The organism is Mesorhizobium sp. WSM4847 (assembly GCF_055811335.1).
Genome location: NZ_JBVVPY010000008.1, coordinates 287,701 through 304,829, shown reverse-complemented (window position 1 = coordinate 304,829; position 17,129 = coordinate 287,701). Strand labels below are relative to the sequence as shown.

18 protein-coding genes are annotated in these 17,129 nt (G+C 63.7%); 11 read left to right on the top strand and 7 right to left on the bottom strand.

The genetic code is table 11. The annotated features are described in order from the left end of the window. Positions 1–279: 279 nt before the first annotated feature. Complete coding sequence (locus AC0L28_RS14740) at positions 280–609, top strand: hypothetical protein (protein WP_353682784.1); 330 nt, start codon at positions 280–282, stop codon at positions 607–609. Between the two features lie 35 nt (positions 610–644). On the opposite strand, the gene AC0L28_RS14735 is transcribed toward AC0L28_RS14740, so the two are convergent. Both AC0L28_RS14735 and AC0L28_RS14730 read right to left on the bottom strand, forming a co-directional pair. After that, positions 645–1,517 carry a 50S ribosomal protein L11 methyltransferase gene (locus tag AC0L28_RS14735; protein ID WP_473478241.1) on the bottom strand — a complete coding sequence of 291 codons (873 nt, stop codon included), beginning with the start codon at positions 1,515–1,517 and terminating at the stop codon, positions 645–647. Between the two features lie 86 nt (positions 1,518–1,603). After that, complete coding sequence (locus AC0L28_RS14730; protein ID WP_091594485.1) at positions 1,604–2,179, bottom strand: SCO family protein; 576 nt, start codon at positions 2,177–2,179, stop codon at positions 1,604–1,606. Between the two features lie 205 nt (positions 2,180–2,384). Between AC0L28_RS14730 and AC0L28_RS14725 the strand changes: the two genes are divergently transcribed. The 3 genes from AC0L28_RS14725 to AC0L28_RS14715 all read left to right on the top strand — a co-directional run bounded on the left by AC0L28_RS14725 (position 2,385) and on the right by AC0L28_RS14715 (position 4,103). Then, a complete protein-coding gene (locus AC0L28_RS14725; protein ID WP_287071432.1) occupies positions 2,385–2,903 on the top strand; it encodes a CreA family protein in 519 nt (172 codons plus the stop codon). Between the two features lie 70 nt (positions 2,904–2,973). Further along, positions 2,974–3,615 (top strand): LbetaH domain-containing protein, encoded by a 642-nt coding sequence (locus AC0L28_RS14720; RefSeq protein WP_236386109.1) that lies wholly within the window; start codon positions 2,974–2,976, stop codon positions 3,613–3,615. Between the two features lie 77 nt (positions 3,616–3,692). Further along, complete coding sequence (locus AC0L28_RS14715; protein ID WP_287173568.1) at positions 3,693–4,103, top strand: low affinity iron permease family protein; 411 nt, start codon at positions 3,693–3,695, stop codon at positions 4,101–4,103. A 3-nt stretch (positions 4,104–4,106) separates the two neighbouring features. On the opposite strand, the gene AC0L28_RS14710 is transcribed toward AC0L28_RS14715, so the two are convergent. Then, a complete protein-coding gene (locus AC0L28_RS14710) occupies positions 4,107–4,973 on the bottom strand; it encodes an SDR family NAD(P)-dependent oxidoreductase (protein ID WP_287173478.1) in 867 nt (288 codons plus the stop codon). Positions 4,974–5,105: 132 nt separating this feature from the next. Here AC0L28_RS14710 and AC0L28_RS14705 point away from each other — a divergent pair, with 132 nt between their 5' ends. Beyond that, positions 5,106–5,387 carry a hypothetical protein gene (locus AC0L28_RS14705; RefSeq protein WP_128167136.1) on the top strand — a complete coding sequence of 94 codons (282 nt, stop codon included), beginning with the start codon at positions 5,106–5,108 and terminating at the stop codon, positions 5,385–5,387. A gap of 7 nt (positions 5,388–5,394) precedes the next feature. On the opposite strand, the gene AC0L28_RS14700 is transcribed toward AC0L28_RS14705, so the two are convergent. Both AC0L28_RS14700 and AC0L28_RS14695 read right to left on the bottom strand, forming a co-directional pair. Beyond that, positions 5,395–5,970 (bottom strand): TMEM175 family protein, encoded by a 576-nt coding sequence (locus AC0L28_RS14700; RefSeq protein ID WP_287173475.1) that lies wholly within the window; start codon positions 5,968–5,970, stop codon positions 5,395–5,397. Positions 5,971–6,038: 68 nt separating this feature from the next. Continuing rightward, complete coding sequence (locus AC0L28_RS14695) at positions 6,039–7,064, bottom strand: LacI family DNA-binding transcriptional regulator (RefSeq protein WP_128167132.1); 1,026 nt, start codon at positions 7,062–7,064, stop codon at positions 6,039–6,041. Positions 7,065–7,262: 198 nt separating this feature from the next. Between AC0L28_RS14695 and AC0L28_RS14690 the strand changes: the two genes are divergently transcribed. From AC0L28_RS14690 to AC0L28_RS14670, 5 genes are all read left to right on the top strand, one after another. After that, on the top strand, positions 7,263–8,291 hold the full coding sequence (locus AC0L28_RS14690; protein ID WP_287173472.1) for a Gfo/Idh/MocA family protein: 1,029 nt from the start codon (positions 7,263–7,265) through the stop codon (positions 8,289–8,291). Positions 8,292–8,293: 2 nt separating this feature from the next. Further along, entirely contained in the window at positions 8,294–9,199 is a 906-nt protein-coding gene (locus AC0L28_RS14685; protein WP_287173470.1) for a sugar phosphate isomerase/epimerase family protein, read from the top strand. 175 nt (positions 9,200–9,374) lie between these two features. Beyond that, complete coding sequence (locus AC0L28_RS14680; RefSeq protein ID WP_027153760.1) at positions 9,375–10,388, top strand: substrate-binding domain-containing protein; 1,014 nt, start codon at positions 9,375–9,377, stop codon at positions 10,386–10,388. A gap of 56 nt (positions 10,389–10,444) precedes the next feature. Then, positions 10,445–11,242, top strand: coding sequence for an ATP-binding cassette domain-containing protein (locus tag AC0L28_RS14675; protein WP_077383235.1), 798 nt, complete (start codon positions 10,445–10,447; stop codon positions 11,240–11,242). Continuing rightward, on the top strand, positions 11,239–12,291 hold the full coding sequence (locus tag AC0L28_RS14670; protein WP_128167121.1) for an ABC transporter permease: 1,053 nt from the start codon (positions 11,239–11,241) through the stop codon (positions 12,289–12,291). The genes AC0L28_RS14675 and AC0L28_RS14670 overlap by 4 nt, the downstream gene beginning before the upstream one ends. A gap of 9 nt (positions 12,292–12,300) precedes the next feature. Here AC0L28_RS14670 and AC0L28_RS14665 read toward each other — a convergent pair whose 3' ends face one another. After that, positions 12,301–14,997: an ATP-dependent helicase gene (locus AC0L28_RS14665; RefSeq protein WP_023798770.1), complete on the bottom strand. Its 2,697-nt coding sequence runs from the start codon at positions 14,995–14,997 to the stop codon at positions 12,301–12,303. Positions 14,998–15,297: 300 nt separating this feature from the next. Between AC0L28_RS14665 and AC0L28_RS14660 the strand changes: the two genes are divergently transcribed. Further along, positions 15,298–16,203, top strand: a complete 906-nt coding sequence (locus AC0L28_RS14660) for a dienelactone hydrolase family protein (RefSeq protein WP_023798771.1) — start codon at positions 15,298–15,300, stop codon at positions 16,201–16,203. On the opposite strand, the gene AC0L28_RS14655 is transcribed toward AC0L28_RS14660, so the two are convergent. Beyond that, the gene (locus tag AC0L28_RS14655; RefSeq protein ID WP_023798772.1) at positions 16,204–17,109 is read right to left on the bottom strand and encodes an EamA family transporter; all 906 of its coding nucleotides are present in this window, start codon (positions 17,107–17,109) and stop codon (positions 16,204–16,206) included. Between the last annotated feature and the right edge of the window lie 20 nt (positions 17,110–17,129).

Below are 17,129 nucleotides of genomic sequence, written 5' to 3'. Positions count from 1 at the left end.
CCGGTCCTCCCGGCGAAGGAGAAAACTGTCACCCATGCAATCAGTCCATTCTGTTACCTATCTATCCGGTTCGGACACCGGCATCTTCTCCCCGTATAGTGACGGGGAGAAGGGGCTGACCGCAACCTCGGCATCCTTTCCGCAACGCTGGAGATTGGCGAAATCGTTCGCGAAGGCGTTTTCTCCCCGTCACTATACGGGGAGAAATGCCCGGCAGGGCAATGAGGGGCAGCGCCGACATCGACGGTGGTCATTCTACGTGAGCTGGGAGGCCCTCTTTTGCCTGCAGTGATTGCCCTGTTCGGTCCAGCATCGCTTTTGCGCATGGACGCCATGCAGAATCAGCGATTTAAAAAAAGGTCAGCAGAGCTTACCTTTTTGGCGTGGAGGAACGAGTCTTACTGCCCTGCAAAGGAGACCATCATGTCCACGATTTCAGCCAGACGCGGATTTTTCAGAAGCGCCGTGAACGCTCTCATCGAAGCGCGCCAGCGCGAAGCGAGCCGCTATGTGAGCGGGGTTCTGCTTGGCTTTGACGACGAAACGCTGAAAGCGAACGGCTACGATCGCGAAGAACTGAAGAAGGCGGCAAGGTCGCGCTATGTCTGAGCGAATTTGCGGCGTGCAATTGAAGGCGCTGCGCGTCACCGCTTGAGGTGGATCGTCACCCAGCCTTCGCGATGCAACGTCCTGACATGGCGGAACTGCTCGCCGACATAGGCGGAGATCACCGCGTCGCGCTGCCGGTCGAGGATGCCCGACAGCACGATCGAGCCGCCCAAACCGACATGCCTGGCCATTTCGGGCGCCAGCCGCATCAGCGGCCGCGCCAGTATATTGGCGACGATGAGGCCAAAAGGGCCGCGCGCGGCAAAAATCGGATGGTGGAAGCCCGGCGCCGTCACCGTCTCCACCAGCGCCTTGACGTGATTGAGCCGCGCGTTGGCGGCGGCGACTTTTGTGGCGACCGGATCGATGTCGGTCGCCAGCACCGGAATATGGGCGAGCTTGGCCAGCGCGATGGCCAGCACCGCGCTGCCGGTGCCGAGGTCGAGCGCGTTGCGCGGGCGTTCGCGCCGCACGACCTGTTCCAGCATTTCGAGGCAGCCGGCGGTGGTGCCGTGATGGCCGGTTCCAAAGGCGAGGCCCGCTTCGATCTCGATGGCGAGTTCGCCGCTGTGGCGCTTCCTGCGGTCATGCGCGCCGTGGACGAAGAAACGGCCGGCGCGCACCGGCTTCAGTCCCTCCAGCGAACGCGTCACCCAGTCGATATCAGGCACGGGCTCGCGCGCAATCGGCCTCGACAGGGCCAGCCCGGCAAGGATCTCCTTCAAGCGCGCCTCGACGGCATCGACATCGCCGTCGGCATAGAGTGACACTTCGTGGATGTCGCGGTCCTCGTCGACTTCGACCAAGCCAATCGGCAGGCCCTCATCTTCGAATGCCGCTTCGAACGCCGCGAAGATACGGTCGGCCTCGATCTTTCCAGTGCTGAAATAAAGCCGCGTTTGGGTCATCAAACGATTTTCTTCGTGAGCATGATCTTGTCCGAAAACCGGTTCCCACTTTTCGCTGGCGCGGACCGTCGGTTCGGGACCATGCACTAACCTGCCGCCAGCCGCTTGAGCTTGGCGATGGCGGCGTCCGGGCTTTCGCCATAGGCGATGGTGCCGGCGAAATCGCCCCTGGCGTTGAGCAGCAGCACCGAAGCAGTGTGGTCCATCGTGTAGTCGCCGTTGCCGGTATCGACCTTTTTCGAATAGATGCCGAAGGATTTGGCCATGGCGCGGACCTTGTCCGGGTCGCCGGTGATGCCGAGGATGCGATCGGAGAAGTTGCTGATATAGGCGTTCATGATTTCGGGCGTGTCGCGCTCCGGGTCGACCGTCACGAAATAGGCGCGCAGGTTCTTGCCATCGTCGCCCATCGTCTTCAGCCAGCCGGCCAGTTCGAACAGCGTGGTCGGGCAGACTTCCGGGCAGTGGGTGAAGCCGAAGAAGACGACGCTGGGCTGGCCGCGAAAGGCAGCCTCGCTGATCGGAGCGCCCTTCTGGTCGACCAGCGTGAACGGCGCGCCGAACGGCTCGCCGCCATAATGCCCACGGTACCACTCGAAGGTGAGCCAGCCGATGCCCGCCGCCATCAGGACGAGAATGCCGACCAGTATTGAACGCATCATCAATTGGCTGTCCGTCGCGATTTTCATTGGCGCCGTGTCGGCGCCTTTGGAGCTTGTTGGGCGAACACTCTTAGCGGTTTGATCTCGCTCGCGCAAAGATGTCGCGTTGCCGCAACCGGCTTTCTCTTAAAAAAATGATCCGCTTGCAAAGTGCTGCCGCCCGTCCCACCTGAGGTCGGCAAAACTCGAACGGCAGGAGGCTTTCTTGCAAGGACTGATTGGGCAAGGACTGATTGGGCGAAAACTGATCGGCGGCGCTTTGGCCGCGTGCCTTGTCGTCGGTGCTGGTGCGGCTGTCGCCCAGGAGGTCGGCAAGGTCGGCGTCGACTGGCTCGGCAACGACATCATCGTCGAGGCGATTAAGGACCCGAAGGTCGAAGGCGTGACCTGCCATGTCTCTTATTTCGACCGTGGCGTGATCGACCGCCTGCAAAAGGGCAACTGGTTCGAGGACCCATCCGATTCCTCGATCGCCTGCCGCCAAACCGGGCCGATCACCATCGGCGACATCGACATGAGCGAGGCCGGCGAGGAGGTGTTCAAGCAAGGCATCAGCCTGATCTGGAAGAAACAGGTGGTGAACCGCATCTACGACAAGACCAACGAGACCCTGATCTATCTGTCGCATTCGCGCCAGGTGCAGGACGGTTCGGCGAAAATGTCGGTCACCACGGTGCCGCTCTATGGCCAGAACGTGGTGTGGACCAACGGCAAGCCGAAATAGGCTCTGGAAACAGGTGACGACGATTGGTCCCCGCTTGCGGGACCAATCGCTCGGGCGTAAAGCCGCCGGCATGGACCGTCCCGAAAATCTTGTCCTGAAAGACCCCGAGCCGCGCATTCATCCGACCGCGGAATTGAAGGCATGCAAGCTTGGGCGCTACGCCTCGATCGGCGAGCGGGTCATCCTGCGCGAAGTCATAGTCGGTGACTTCTCCTATTTCGAGCGCCATGCCGAGGCGATCTACACGACAACAGGCAAGTTCTGTTCGATCGCCGCCAACAGCCGTATCAACGCGCTCGAGCATCCGATTGAGCGGTTGACCCAGCACAAGGTCAGCTACCGGCCAAACGAGTATTTTCGCTGGCTGGGCGTCGACGCGGCGTTCCGCGAACGGCGGCGGGCGACGTCCGTCACCATCGGCCACGACGTCTGGATCGGCCATGGCGCGGTAATCATGCCTGATGTGACCATCGGCAATGGCGCGATCGTCGGCGCCAATGCGGTGGTGACGCGCGATGTACCTGCCTATGCGATCGTCGCCGGCGTTCCGGCCAAGCCGCTGCGCCAGCGTTTTGCCGAGAAAACCGCTGCGCGGATTGAAAGCCTCGGCTGGTGGGACTGGTCGGTCGAAAAACTCGCCAGGGCCATTCCCGACATGCAGGCGCTTTCCATCGAGGCCTTTCTCGACCGCTGGGAGCACGAAATCCCCTGATCCTTGCGGGTCTCTAAACGGCTACGTCGGTGAAAGGAGGGAACCCGGAGCGGATGCTGGTTGTTTCTCCTGCCATGATGGAGAAGCTTTTCACCAGGATCGCCACCTACGTTGCCCATCTTGCCGGTCTGCCGGCGACATTCGCCGTCTGTTTTCTGATCATCGTTGTCTGGGCGGCAAGCGGACCGATGTTCGGGTTTTCCGATACATGGCAGCTCATCATCAACACCGGCACGACGATCGTCACCTTCCTGATGGTGTTCCTCATCCAGAACACCCAGAACCGCGACGGCACGGCGATTCAAACGAAACTCGACGAGTTGATCCGGGTCGGCAAAGCTCACAATACCTTTATCGGCATCGAGCACCTGACCGAATCCGAGGTCGAGGAGATTCGCAAAAAATGTGAACAGGCGGCGAAACGGCATGATACGGCGGGCATGAAAGCCACTGCACAAAAGCGCGGCTCGAAGACGCATGCGGCGTGAGCGTCAGCTTTCCATGAACGCCGCGAAAGCGTCCTTGTGGTCCGGGTGCCAGCGCGACAGAGCAGGGCGATTTTCGATGATGTCGCCGATCGCCCAGGCCATGCGCTTTTCGTCCATAGGCCGCGTCGCCTCGTTGTCGGGGCACAGGATGTAGAAGTCGCCACGCACCAGCGCGGCCAGCATGAAGTCGATCACCTGCTCGCCGGTCCAGGCGCCGGCGGGCTTTTCGGTTGCACCCTCGGTCAGGCCGGTAAAAGTGAACCCCGGAATGAGCAGATGCGCAGCAATCTTTCCGCCGGGCTCGTTGCGCAGCGCATGCGCCAAGCCTTCGGTAAAGCTCTTCACGCCCGATTTGGAGACGTTGTAGGCAAGGTTGCCGGGCGGCGTGGTGATGCCTTGCTTGGAGCCGGTGTTGACGATCAGGCCCGGTTTTCCTGCAGCCAGCATGCGTGGCACGAAGGCCTCGACGCCATGGACGACGCCCCAGAAATTGATGTCCAGCAGCCGCTTCCAGGCGTCGCGGTTCTCCCAGGGTTTGCCGGGATTGTTGCCGACGCCGGCATTGTTCATCAACAGCGACACGCCGCCGAAGGCATCGAATGCCTTTTCGGCCAGCCGGTCGACTTCGTCGGCTTTCGAGACGTCGGTGGCGACCGCGAGTACCGCGCTGTCGCCGGCAATCGTTGCAACGGCGCCGGCAGCCTCGTCGAGCCGCGCGCCGCCGATGTCGGCAAGCACGATTTTCAGGCCCATTGCCGCCAGCCGCCTGGCCGCGGCAAGGCCGATGCCGCTGGCGCCGCCGGTGATGACGGCAACGTTGCCGGAGCCAAGGGCAGGCAAAGCGCTCTGGATTTCGGCGTCGGTGGTCATCGATCGTGTCCTCGTTCAGGTTGCGCCGAACTTAACGCGGCGACAGGCTCGCGCAAGCCCGTTTGGGCGTCCTTGGGTTGACCACATCGGCAGGCGCTGCGCATGCTGTCCGCGTAAGAAGGAGATTACCGATTGACCGACTGGATCGAGATCCTGAAAGAACAGACCGCCACCGGCGACCAGATGAGCCGTGAGGTGCCGCAAATGCTTGCCAATCCCGACATCAGCGAAGCGCAAGTGAGAACGCTGTTTTCGGCGCTCGAAAAGCAGGCGGAGTTCGTCGAGAAGCTGCGCATGGCGCTGGAAAAATTCGGCCATGATTTTTCGGTGATCAAGGCGGCCGAGCGGCTGGAGGAGCGCTATGCCGACCTTGCGGCCTCGGTGGCGGAAAAGCTGAAGGCGATGCGGGGATAGGGCGGACCTATTTTTCGATCTGCCTTTCGAAACGCTTGTCCGGCACGAACCAGATCATGGCAACCAGCACATAGAGCGCGACGCTGATCCATTGATTGACTGACGTCAGTGGAATGGCGGCGATGTAGAGGACCACCGAGATCTTTTCCTTGCGATCGGTGCCTGCCGCTCTGGCGAAGGCAGTGTCGTTGCCATGCAGCCGGTGCAGGAGGACGACCAGAATGAAGTAGGCGGCCGCGCAAAGCGCCAGGACAACACCGTAAACGGCCACAGGCACCGGCGCGAAATGGTTTTCACCCATGAAGGCCGTGGTCACGGGCATCAGCGACAGCCAGAACAGCAGATGCAAATTCGCCCACAGCACGCGGCCATCGACCCGCTGCACGGTGTGGAACATGTTGTGCAGATTGTTCCAGTAGATGCCGACATAGATGAAGGACAGCACGTAGCTGAGAAAGGTGGGCCATAGCGGTGCCAGCGCGGAAAAATCCGCGCTATGCGGCACCTTCAATTCCAGCACCATGATGGTAATGATGATGGCCATGACGCCATCGGAAAATGCCTCGACCCGTCCCTTGCCCATGGATTCTCCCCTGCTGCGCCTGACTCATCCTAGGCGATCGACGTGGCTGGAGGGAAGGCTGGCCATCATCAATCGCTGTCGCGCGCGATCAGTTCCAGCGGCCAGACCTCACGGATGATCCGCGCGCCTTCGGGGCCGGCGAAGGCCGGGATCGACGCCAGCAACATTTCGGCAAGCCGCCGTCCCATCGGCTCCAGGCGAGGGCGGAAGGCGGTCAGTGCCGGTGAAAAATAGCGGCAGAGCGGCGTGTCGACGATGACGATCACCGCAATGTCGTGGCCCGGCTTGATGCCCATCTCGGCCAGCGCCTTGCAGCCGCCGAGTGCCATCGCGTCATTGTTGAAGATGATGGCGGTCGGCGGGTCCTTGGAGCGCATGACCTGCGGCGTCACCGCGTCGCCGCCGGCTTCATTGATGAAGCCTTTCGCGATCAGCCCGGGGTCGACCTCGATGCCGTGCCGCCGCAAGGCCTTGCGATAGCCGGCCAGGAACAGATAGCCGAAATTGAGGTTGAGGGACGGGCGAATGGCGGCGATGCGGCGATGGCCGCGCGCCACCAGGCGGTCGACCGCGTCGGCCCCGGCTTTTTCGAAATCGAGGTCGAGCGACGGATAGGTCTTGCCGCCGGAGCGGCTGCGGCCGAGCGTCGCGAACGGGAATCCGACCCTGGTCAGGTAATCGATGCGCTCGTCCTCGCGACGCGTATAGGCCAGCACCACGGCGTCGGCCCGGCGCGTCTCGACCACCCGGCGCAGGCGCTCCTGCTGGTAGTCGCCCGGCGCGCCCATCACCACGATCAGATCGAGCCCGCTTTCGGCGAGTTTCGCCTGCAGCCCGGTCAGGAATGGAATGAAGAACGGCTCGCCATATTGCTGGTCGCCCGGGTGCGGCTGCAGCATGAAGGCGATCGAGTGGGTGGCGCCGCGACGCAGGCTGCGGCCGGACTGGTTCGGCGAATAGTTCAGCTTTGCCGCCGCATCGAGCACGCGCTGGCGGGTGTCGGCATTGACGTCGGCACGGCCGTTGAGCGCGCGCGACACGGTGCCGATCGAAATGTTCAGGTGACGCGCAAGGTCGTGGATGCTGGACGCCAAAGGACAGTTCTCCCCCTTGCCTGGCTATCATCGGCCGCTCTTCAGGCCAAGGTGATCTAGGTGATTTTCGCGAGCGGCCAATTGACATTCTACGCCTTCCGGTGTGTTCTCGTAAACGTTTACGGAAAAACGTTTACGGTCATGCCGTGAATGCCGTGACGATCGGTCTGGAGGGGCCGAGCGGAGGAGGAGCGCTGGATGATGAATGTCGTCCTGGTCGGCTGCGGAGCGATGAGCAAGCACTGGCTCGATGCGGCGAGGCAGATCGACGGGTTGGCTATTGTCGGCCTTGTCGACCTCGACGCCGACAGGGCGAAGGCAAGGGCGCGCGAATACGAGCTTGCCGGCGCCATTGCCGGGACCAATCTTGACGCCGTGCTCGACCAGACCAAGCCCGACGCTGTGTTCGACGTCGTGGTTCCGGCGGCTCGGCGCGATGTCGCGCTTTCGGCCTTTGCGCATCACTGTCACCTCCTGACGGAGAAGCCGCTGGCTGACAGCCCGGAGAACGCGCGCGCCATCGTCGAGGCAGCCCGACGCGCCAGGCGCGTGCACGCCGTCGTCCAGAACCGCCGCTATGTCGCCAACGTCAGGCGCATCAGGCGTTTTCTCGATTCCGGCGCCATCGGTGCGCCAACCAGCATCCACGCCGAATTCTTCGTCGCGCCGCATTTCGGCGGGTTTCGCGAGGAGATGCGCCATGTCCTGCTGCTCGACATGGCGATCCATACTTTCGACGCCGCCCGCTACATGGTCGGCGGCGCGCCGGCCAGCGTCTACTGCCAGGAATGGGAGCCGGTCAATTCCTGGTACCGGCAGGGATCGTCGGCCACCGCAATCTTCGAGCTCGGCCGCGGCAAGCTGTTCACCTATGCCGGCTCCTGGTGCGCCGACGGGTTCCGCACCAGTTGGGAGAGCACATGGCGCATCGTCGCCGAGCACGGCAGCCTGGTCTGGGACGGTGAGGATGGGCTGAGGGCGGAAGTCGCGCGGCCTATCCGTGAAGGCCTGTTCGATCGCACAGAGCCGCTCGCCGTGCCGCCGCTCGATCCCAATGACCGCATCGGCGGCCATCTCGGCATCATCCAGGATTTTGTTCGCGCCGTCGAAACCGGCAGCGAGCCGGAGACGCGCGGCGCCGACAACATCAAGAGCCTGGCCATGGTCTTTGCCGCGATCGAAAGCGCCGAAACCGGGCGCCGGGTCGCGATCGCACAGGAAGGGTGACGATGCCAAACCCGCTTCTCGACATCAGGATCGGCACCATGGTGCGGGCCAATCTCGATGACCCGGCCGCCTATATCAAGGCGATCCTGCCGCTCGGCTTCGAAAGCATCCAGCCCTTCTTCTGGCAGACGCTGGGCGGCAAGGATATTCCACGGCTGGCCGGCCAGATCCGCGAGGCGATCGGCGACGCCGACGTCGTCGTCTCCTCGCTCGGCGTCTTCGGCAATCCGCTGGAAAGCGGCGATGTCGATCGCGGCGTGCTTGATGCCTGGGAAACGGCCATCGACCATGCGCATCTGTTCGGCACCGCGATGGTCAGCGGCTTCACCGGCCGCCTCCGCGGCAAGCCGCTGCCCGACAGCCTGCCGCGCTTCCGCGAGGTCTGGGGACCACTGGCCCGGCGCGCCGCCGACAAGGGCGTGCGCATCGCCTTCGAGAATTGCGCGATGGACGGCAACTGGGCCGATGGAGACTGGAACATCGCCCATAATCCGGACGCCTGGGAGCTGATGTTCAATGAATTGCCCGATGACAATCTCGGCCTGGAATGGGAGCCCTGCCACCAGCTCGTCTACCTGATCGATCCGATCCCGCAGATCCGCAAATGGGCGCCGCGCATTTTTCATGTCCACGGCAAGGACGCGACGGTGCGCTGGGACGTGATCCGCGAGCATGGCGTGTTCGGCCGGCTGCCGTTCGTGCAAATGCGCACGCCTGGCTTCGGCGACAGCGACTGGACGCGGGTGATCAGCGAATTGCGGCTGGCCGGATACAGGGGCGCCATCGACATCGAAGGCTGGCACGACCCGGTCTATCGCGGCGACCTTGAGATTACAGGGCAAGTTCGGGCGCTGGACTACCTCAAGCAATGCCGGGGAGGTGCGACGTATCTGCCGAACCCGGCGTGAGGCTAATGCATGTCGCGCAAAAGCATGCCCTCGGGCCTGACCCAAGGGTGTGCAGCGGTTTTGCGACAACGACATGCATCAAACAGGGAGCCGGCCAGCGAAGCATTGCGGCGAGAAGCCGAAGCATTCGTCGAAGACCCCTCGGCTTGCGAGGGAACAAAGGGAGGATAAGTGCATGAGCATCACGATGAGAAGGACAGTTCTGCGCTCGACCGTCATGGCGGCCGCCACGGCGCTCGCCGCCGCAATCTCCACCTTGCCTGCCCAGGCGCTCGATGCCCAGTGGTGCAAGGACGTCCACATCCGCTTCTTCGTCGGCGGCGCCGAGGGCGATGCCTTCGGCACCATCGTCTACAATGGCGCCAAGCAGGCCGAGGCCGATCTTGGGCCGAAGGTCGACTACATCTTCTCCCAGTGGGATGTCGAGAAGATGGTGCAGCAATTGCGCGAGGCCGTCGCGGTCAAGCCCGGCGGCATCGCCATGATGGGCCACCCAGGCGATGCTTCGATCATGCCGCTGGCCGAACAGGCGCACAAGGACGGCATCAGGATGATGTACCAGAACGTGCCGGTGCCGAAGGTCACGGCAGCGTTCGGCGGCGGCTATGTCGGCGCCCAGCAGGAAGAGCAGGGCCGCGCGCTCGGCGCCGAGGCGTTCAAGCTGGCCGGGCTCAAGGCCGGCGACAAGGCGATCATGATCGGCCCGTTCGAGAACGAGAGCCGCGGCGCGCGCGAGCGCGGCACGGTCGCCGCCCTGAAAGAGGCGGGCGTCGAGGTCATCCAGCTCTCCTCGCCGCCGAGCGGCGAATGGGCTTCCGACCCTAATCTGGCCATTCCGGTGATTACCGCAGCACTCCTAAACAATCCCGATGTCAAGGCGGTTGGCTATCCCGGCGGACAGATGCTGGGCAACGTCCCGACCTACATGCAGGCGGCGGGCAGGAAGGCTGGCGATATCTTCAATTTCGGCTTCGACACCAGCCCGCAGATCGTCGAGGGCTTCAAGGGCGGCTGGGTCCAGCTGACGGCCGACCAGCAGCCGTTCCTGCAGGGTTATCTGCCGATCCTCAGCCTCTGCCAGCAGGTGGTGCTGGGCCTGGCGCCAATGAATGTCGACACCGGCGCCGGCTTCGTCACGCCTGACAATTACGAGATCGTCGCCGAACTCGCCAAGCAGGCGCTGCGCTGACCTTTTGACACGGCTGCCGGTCTTCCGACCGCAGCCGGAACCAAGTGAGGATCGCCATGGCAGAACGCCTTATAGAGCTGCGCGACATCAGCAAGTCCTACGGTCAGGTCTATGCGCTGGGTGGGGTCAATCTCAGCGTCGACCGCGGCGAGGTGGTCGGCCTGATCGGCGACAACGGCGCCGGCAAGTCGACGCTGATCAAGATCCTCTCCGGCGTGGTCAAACCGACCAGCGGCGAGATCCTCATCCGCGGCCAGCCGGTGACCGGCTGGAGCGCCGCGCGCTCGCGCGACGCCGGCATCGAGACGGTATTCCAGGACCGGGCGCTGGCCGTGCAGCAGACGATCGTGCGCAACATCTTCATGGGCCGCGAACTCACCGGCTTTCTCGGCTGGCTGAAGGTCAACAAGGAAATCGAGGAGGCGAGCCGGCTGATGCGCGAGATCGGCTTCACCTCGAAAGTGTTCACGCCGCAATCGATCGTCGGCCAGCTTTCCGGCGGCGAACGCCAGGGCGTGGCGATCGCCCGGGCAATCTACAAGCAGGCCGACCTGATCATCCTCGACGAGCCGACGACGGCGCTGTCGCTGACCGAGACCGCCAAGGTCTTCCATTTCGTGCGCCAGGTGCGGGCGAGCGGACGGTCGATCCTGTTCATCGGCCACAACATCCACCACGTCTTCGACATCGCCGATCGTTTCGTCGTGCTGGACCGCGGCAAGGTGGCGCTCACCGCCGACCGCAGCCAGGTCAAGTCGGCCGAAGACCTCATCAACTTCATGGAAGACGTCGCGCATCCGGGTGGATTGCCGGGACTGCACGACGCCGGCGACCCGGAGCAGAGAGCACGATGAGCAAGACGATGGAGCCCGATCTGCAAGAGCCGTCCGCAGGCATCTCCCGTCCCGGCAATCCCCGGAAAGAGTGGAAACACCCATCCGATCACTGGATGCGCGGCTTCATCCTCGACAACCGCGCCGCACTTGGCACGCTTGCGGTGTTCGTGGTGATGATGACGGTGTTCATGATCGCCAACCCGACCGTCTTCACCACCTGGTATCTCTACAGTTCCGTGCTCACCACGCTGCCGGTTGCGCTGTTCGTGGTGGTGCCGCTGGTCTTCGTCGTCACCTGCGGCGAGATCGACCTGTCGTTTCCGGCGACGATGGGTTTTGCCTCATGGGTGTTCGCGCTGGTCGTGCAGGCCGGCTACGACCCGTTTCTCGGTATTGCCGCCGCCATTGCAACGGGCACGTTGCTCGGCTTCCTTGTCGGGTCGCTGGTCGTCTATGGCGGGCTGTCGTCGCTGATCGCCACGCTCGGCATGAACTTCCTGCTGCGCGGCCTGATCCAGATCATCAACGAAGGCAGGTCGACGGCGCTGACCAGCCTTGCCGACAGCTGGGCCTACAAGATCTTCTCCAGCCAGCTTTACGGCATCCCGGTGCAGATCTTCTGGGCCATTGGCTTTGTCGTGCTGTCGGCGCTGCTCTACAACAGGCATCGTTTCGGCGCGCAGGTGAAGGTGGTCGGCGACAATCCCGACAGCGCCCAGCAGATGGGCATCGACGTCAAGCGCGTGCGGGTGAAAGTATTCGTCTTCGTCGGCATCGGGGCGGCGATCGCCGGCACCTTCTCGGTGATGATCAACTTCACCTGGTGGCCGACGGCTGGCGACGGCTATTTGCTGCCGGTGCTGGCATCGGTGTTCGTTGGCGGCACGCCGACCTGGGGCGGCGTCGGCACCGTGGTCGGCGGCGCCATCGGCGCCGTCACCGTGTCATTCATCCAGACCGGCGTCGTCGCGGCAGGCCTGAGCGGCTTCTATGTCCAGTTCTTCAACGGGCTGATCATCATCCTGTCGCTGCTCGGCCACAAATGGAACCAGGCGCGGTATCGGTGAGAGGGACGCTCAAACCCCGGTAACAAACCCGTCCAGCACGCGTTTCTGGCCGGCCTTGTCGAAGTCGATGGTCAGCTTGTTGCCGTCGATGGCCGAAATGTTGCCGTTGCCGAATTTCTGGTGGAAGACGCGGTCGCCGACATTGAAGGGGGATGGCGTGTCGGCGACGGATTTGGCGACCAGCTCGCCGTCGATGGTGCGGCCCTTGATCGAGGTGCGGCCGGCGCCATAGCCACTGTCGGTCTCGCCATAGCCGATGCGCTCGACCTGGTGGCCGGAGCGCGAGCCCCAGTTGCGGTCGGTCGCCTCGGTGCGGTTCTGCTGCGCGCGCTGCCAGCCCGGCGTTGCATAGGCGCTGGAGAAGGCGCCGGATTTTTCTGCGCCGACATTGTCGAAGCGCGAAGCGCCGTAAGGATTCTGCCGTCCTGCCGCCTGGCCGCCCCGTCCGGAGGCGAAGGAGCCGCCGCCATAGGCATTGCCGTAGCCGCCATAGGAGTTGCCGCTCTCGGCGACCTCGACATGGGCTTCCGGCAATTCATCGAGGAAGCGCGACGGGATCGTCGATTGCCACAGGCCGTGGATGCGGCGGTTGGAGACGAACCACAAATGCAGGTTCTTCTTGGCGCGGGTCAGCCCGACATAGGCCAGCCGCCGCTCTTCCTCCAGCCCGGAGCGGCCGCCCTCGTCGAGCGCGCGCTGATGCGGGAACAGTCCTTCCTCCCAGCCGGGCAGAAAAACCGTCTCGAATTCGAGGCCCTTGGCCGAATGCAGCGTCATGATGTTGACGGCGTCGAGCTCGGCGTTCTGCTCGGCGTCCATCACCAGCGCTACATGTTCGAGGAAGGAGCGCAGCGATTCGTACTCCTCCATGGAGCGGATCAGTTCCTTGAGGTTTTCCAGCCGGCCGGGCGCTTCTACCGAGCGGTCGTTCTTCCACATGTCGGTGTAGCCGCTCTCCTCCAGGATGGTCTCGGCCAGCTCGGTGTGCGGCGTGGTCTCCAGCGCCTTCTGCCAGCGCTCGAAATTGGCGGCGACTTCGCGCAGCGCTGCGCGCGGCTTTGGCTTCAGCTCGTCGCTCTCAGCGAGTTTTTCTGCAGCCTCCAGCATCGGGATGCGCAGCGCCCTGGCGGTGTCGTGGATCTGGCGGATGGTGGCTTCGCCCAGCCCGCGCTTCGGCACGTTGACAATGCGCTCGAAGGCGAGGTCGTCTGCGCCTTGCGCGACGACGCGGAAGAAGGCGAGGGCGTCGCGGATTTCGAGGCGCTCGTAAAAGCGCGGGCCGCCGATGACGCGGTAGTTGAGGCCAAGGGTGACGAAGCGGTCCTCGAACTCGCGCATCTGGAAGGACGCGCGGACAAGAATGGCCATATCGTTGAGATTGTGCTTCTGCCGCTGGTAGGCCTCGATGGTTTCGCCAACGGCGCGGGCCTCTTCCTCGGAATCCCAGGCGGCATGGACATGCACCTTCTCGTCGTCCTCGGCGATCTTTTCGGTGAACAGCGTCTTGCCGAAGCGGCTTTCATTGTGGGCGATGAGGTGGGAGGCGGTGCCGAGGATGTGCGCGGTGGAGCGGTAGTTGCGTTCCAGCCGGATGATCGTGGCGCCGGGGAAATCCTTGTCGAAGCGCAGGATGTTGTCGACTTCGGCCCCGCGCCAGCCATAGATCGACTGGTCGTCGTCGCCGACGCAGCAAATGTTGACTTTATTTTCGCTCACGGGCTGTTCCGCGCCTGCCGGCGCGGGCCCGACCCCCCTTTTTTGCGCGCCTTCGGCGTCGCGGGAGGGGCCTCGCAAGGGCTCGGACGCCCGGTCGGGCTTGCGGCCTTCGGCCGTTTGCAAACCTGTTGATGTTGAAGCTCGTCCGGCATCCGGCCGCTGCGCCAGCAGCCGCAGCCACATGTATTGGGCGGTGTTGGTGTCCTGGTACTCGTCGACGAGGATGTAGCGGAAGCGCTTGTGGTATTCCTTCAGCACGTCCGGATTGGCGCGGAAGATACGGATCGGGTGGCACAGGAGATCGCCGAAGTCGCAGGCGTTCAGCGTCTTCAGCCGCTCCTGATAAGCCTTGTAGAGTTCGCGCCCCTTGCCGTTGGCGAAGGCGCGGGCGTCGCCCTCGGCAATCTCGGCGGGGCCAAGCCCCTTGTTCTTCCAGCCGTCGATCATCTGGGCGAACTGCTTGGCCGGCCAGCGTTTGTCGTCCAGTCCTTCGGCCTGGATGAGCTGCTTGATCAGGCGCACGACGTCGTCGGTGTCGAGAATGGTGAAGTCGGATCTGAGCCCGGCAAGTTCGGCGTGGCGGCGCAGCAGCTTCACTCCAATCGAGTGGAAGGTGCCGAGCCACGGCATGCCCTCGACATTGCCTTCGCCGATCAGCAGGCCGATGCGCTGCTTCATCTCGCGCGCCGCCTTGTTGGTGAAGGTGACGGCGAGGATCTGCGACGGGAAGGCCTTGCCGGTGGCGAGGATGTGAGCGATGCGGGTGGTCAGCACGCGCGTCTTGCCTGTGCCGGCGCCGGCCAGCACCAGCACCGGACCCTCGGTGGTTTCCACCGCCAGCCGCTGCTCGGGGTTGAGCCCGTTCAGATAATCGGGCGCATTGGCATGGCCGCTGCGGGCAGCCATGGCGCGCGCAGCAATGCCCGACGGGGCCACGGGCCGCGCGTTCGGTTCATCAAAAAAGGGCATATCTTCCGAAAAGCCGGACATCTCCCCCGAATGTAGTGATTCGGCAGCGAAAGGCCAGAAGTGTCTCCGTTTTGTTCTCTGTCCAGCCGGGGGAGTTGCAAATCCTATGGCACGCCAGCCATAGCGCCGGCCTGCTCGACAGGCACGGCGGGTCGGAGCAAGTGGGACAGCGCACCAGTCGAACGGTGTCATCCTGGACCAGCCGCCGGTCTGGCGGACCTGTGCTCGCGTCAGCAGCGCCTCACCGATCCGTGACTGGACCGTGCGGGCTTCTACCCTATCTTGCGCGGCGGACATGTTCCCGAAGCCGAGGAGAGCGCCATGACAAAACCGAGCCCTGCCAACCCCGCCGTCAACAGACCCGCCATTACCCAGGCTATGATCGACGCGTATGACGAATACACGCATCTGACGCTCGACCGGCGGCGCTTCATGGAACAATTGACCAGGCTTGCCGGATCAGGTGCGGCGGCCGCCGCAATCGCGCCGCTGCTGGCGGCGAATTCAGCCCGGGCGGCGATAGTTGCCGAGGACGATTCACGCGTGACGGGCGAGGACATCAGCTATCCCGGCAGCGGTGGCGAGATGAAAGGCTATCTGGTCAAGCCGGCTGGCCAGTCCGGCAAGCTCGGCACCGTCATCGTCGTGCATGAGAACAGGGGGCTCAACCCGCATATACGCGATGTGGCGCGGCGCGTGGCGCTGGAAGGCTTCGTGGCGCTCGCCCCGGATTTCCTGTCGCCGCTCGGCGGCACGCCGGCCGACGAAGACAAGGCGCGCGAGCAGTTTTCCAAGCTCGATCCGGCGCAAACCACTGCCAATGCGGTCGCAACGGTCGCTTTCCTTAGGGGCAGCGAGGATGGCAACGGCAAGGTCGGCGCGGTCGGCTTCTGCTGGGGCGGCGCCACGGTGAACACACTGGCTGCCAATGCGCCGGATCTGGCTGCCGCTGTCGCCTATTACGGCATGCAGCCGAAGGCCGAGGATGTGCCGAAGATCAAGGCGGCGCTGCTGCTGCATTATGCCGGGCTCGACACCCGCATCAATGCCGGTATCGACGCCTTCAGGAAGGAGCTCGATGCAGCCGAAGTCGAGTACACGATCCATGTCTATGAAGGCGCCAATCATGCCTTCAACAATAACACGTCGGCGGCTCGCTACGACAAGAACGCGGCGGACCTCGCCTGGGGCCGGACGATCGCCTTTCTCAAGGAGAAGCTTGCCTGATCAGGCATTTGCCGGTTTGTGAAAAGCGACGCCGGCCACCACCAGCGCGATGCCGATGCAATCGGTTGGGCTGGGTATCTGGCGGAGCACAATGACGCCGATCAGCGTGGCGGTGACCGGCAGCAACGACAGCATCAGCGCGAAGCTCGGTCGCGGCAGCCGCGACATGGCAAGCTGGTCGCAGATATAGGGGATGACCGAGGAGCAGATGCCGACGCCGATGGCGGCGATGAGCAGTGGCGGCGCCGAGAAAGCCGGCAGCGCATCGGTGAAGCCGATCGGCAGCACGATGAGGAAGGCGACCGCCATGGCAGCGCCCAGGCCGGCGATGCCCTCGCCAGCGCCGGCGCGGGAAACGCGATGGCCAAGCACGATGTAGCCGACGAACAGCGCGCCGTTGAGGAAGGCCCAGAACAGGCCAATCGGGTCGCTTGACCATTTGACGTCGATCAGCAGCAAGGTGCCGGTGACGGCGACGGCAAGCGCTGCGAGGTTGCGCGGGCTTCTGACGCCGACCAGCGCAACGCCGATGGTGCCGACGAATTCGATCGCCGCGACCAGCGAGATCGGCAAGCGGTCGAGTGCCAGGTAGAAGGAGCAATTCATCACGCCGAGGCAGGCGCCAAAACCGAGAAGCAGCAGCAATGTCGGCCTGTCGGCGCGGGCGAAGGCCGTCCACGGCCGGGTTAGCGGCGCGAAGACAAGGGCGGCCGTGACGATGCGCAGCCAGGCCATGCCGAGCACGCCGACATGCGGGAAAAGCAGCACGGCGAAAGCCGGCCCGAGATAATGAAACACAGCGCTGACACCGAACCAGACATGCGGCGGCAGCGATGTCGCCAGCCTGCCAAAGACAGGGCCGGCGAGGGCAGGGATAGCAGCTGGGGCTTGCGCTTGATCGTCCATAGGATCATTATCGCAGGCAA

Bases quoted from the DNA above. Each gene is read 5' to 3' on its own strand.
- AC0L28_RS14735 (WP_473478241.1), bottom strand. From the start codon at position 1,517: ATGACCCAAACGCGGCTTTATTTCAGCACTGGAAAGATCGAGGCCGAC.
- AC0L28_RS14730 (WP_091594485.1), bottom strand. From the start codon at position 2,179: ATGATGCGTTCAATACTGGTCGGCATTCTCGTCCTGATGGCGGCGGGC.
- AC0L28_RS14720 (WP_236386109.1), top strand. From the start codon at position 2,974: ATGGACCGTCCCGAAAATCTTGTCCTGAAAGACCCCGAGCCGCGCATT.
- AC0L28_RS14715 (WP_287173568.1), top strand. From the start codon at position 3,693: ATGGAGAAGCTTTTCACCAGGATCGCCACCTACGTTGCCCATCTTGCC.
- AC0L28_RS14710 (WP_287173478.1), bottom strand. From the start codon at position 4,973: ATGACCACCGACGCCGAAATCCAGAGCGCTTTGCCTGCCCTTGGCTCC.
- AC0L28_RS14700 (WP_287173475.1), bottom strand. From the start codon at position 5,970: ATGGGCAAGGGACGGGTCGAGGCATTTTCCGATGGCGTCATGGCCATC.
- AC0L28_RS14690 (WP_287173472.1), top strand. From the start codon at position 7,263: ATGATGAATGTCGTCCTGGTCGGCTGCGGAGCGATGAGCAAGCACTGG.
- AC0L28_RS14685 (WP_287173470.1), top strand. From the start codon at position 8,294: ATGCCAAACCCGCTTCTCGACATCAGGATCGGCACCATGGTGCGGGCC.
- AC0L28_RS14680 (WP_027153760.1), top strand. From the start codon at position 9,375: ATGAGCATCACGATGAGAAGGACAGTTCTGCGCTCGACCGTCATGGCG.
- AC0L28_RS14675 (WP_077383235.1), top strand. From the start codon at position 10,445: ATGGCAGAACGCCTTATAGAGCTGCGCGACATCAGCAAGTCCTACGGT.
- AC0L28_RS14670 (WP_128167121.1), top strand. From the start codon at position 11,239: ATGAGCAAGACGATGGAGCCCGATCTGCAAGAGCCGTCCGCAGGCATC.
- AC0L28_RS14665 (WP_023798770.1), bottom strand. From the start codon at position 14,997: ATGTCCGGCTTTTCGGAAGATATGCCCTTTTTTGATGAACCGAACGCG.
- AC0L28_RS14660 (WP_023798771.1), top strand. From the start codon at position 15,298: ATGACAAAACCGAGCCCTGCCAACCCCGCCGTCAACAGACCCGCCATT.
- AC0L28_RS14655 (WP_023798772.1), bottom strand. From the start codon at position 17,109: ATGGACGATCAAGCGCAAGCCCCAGCTGCTATCCCTGCCCTCGCCGGC.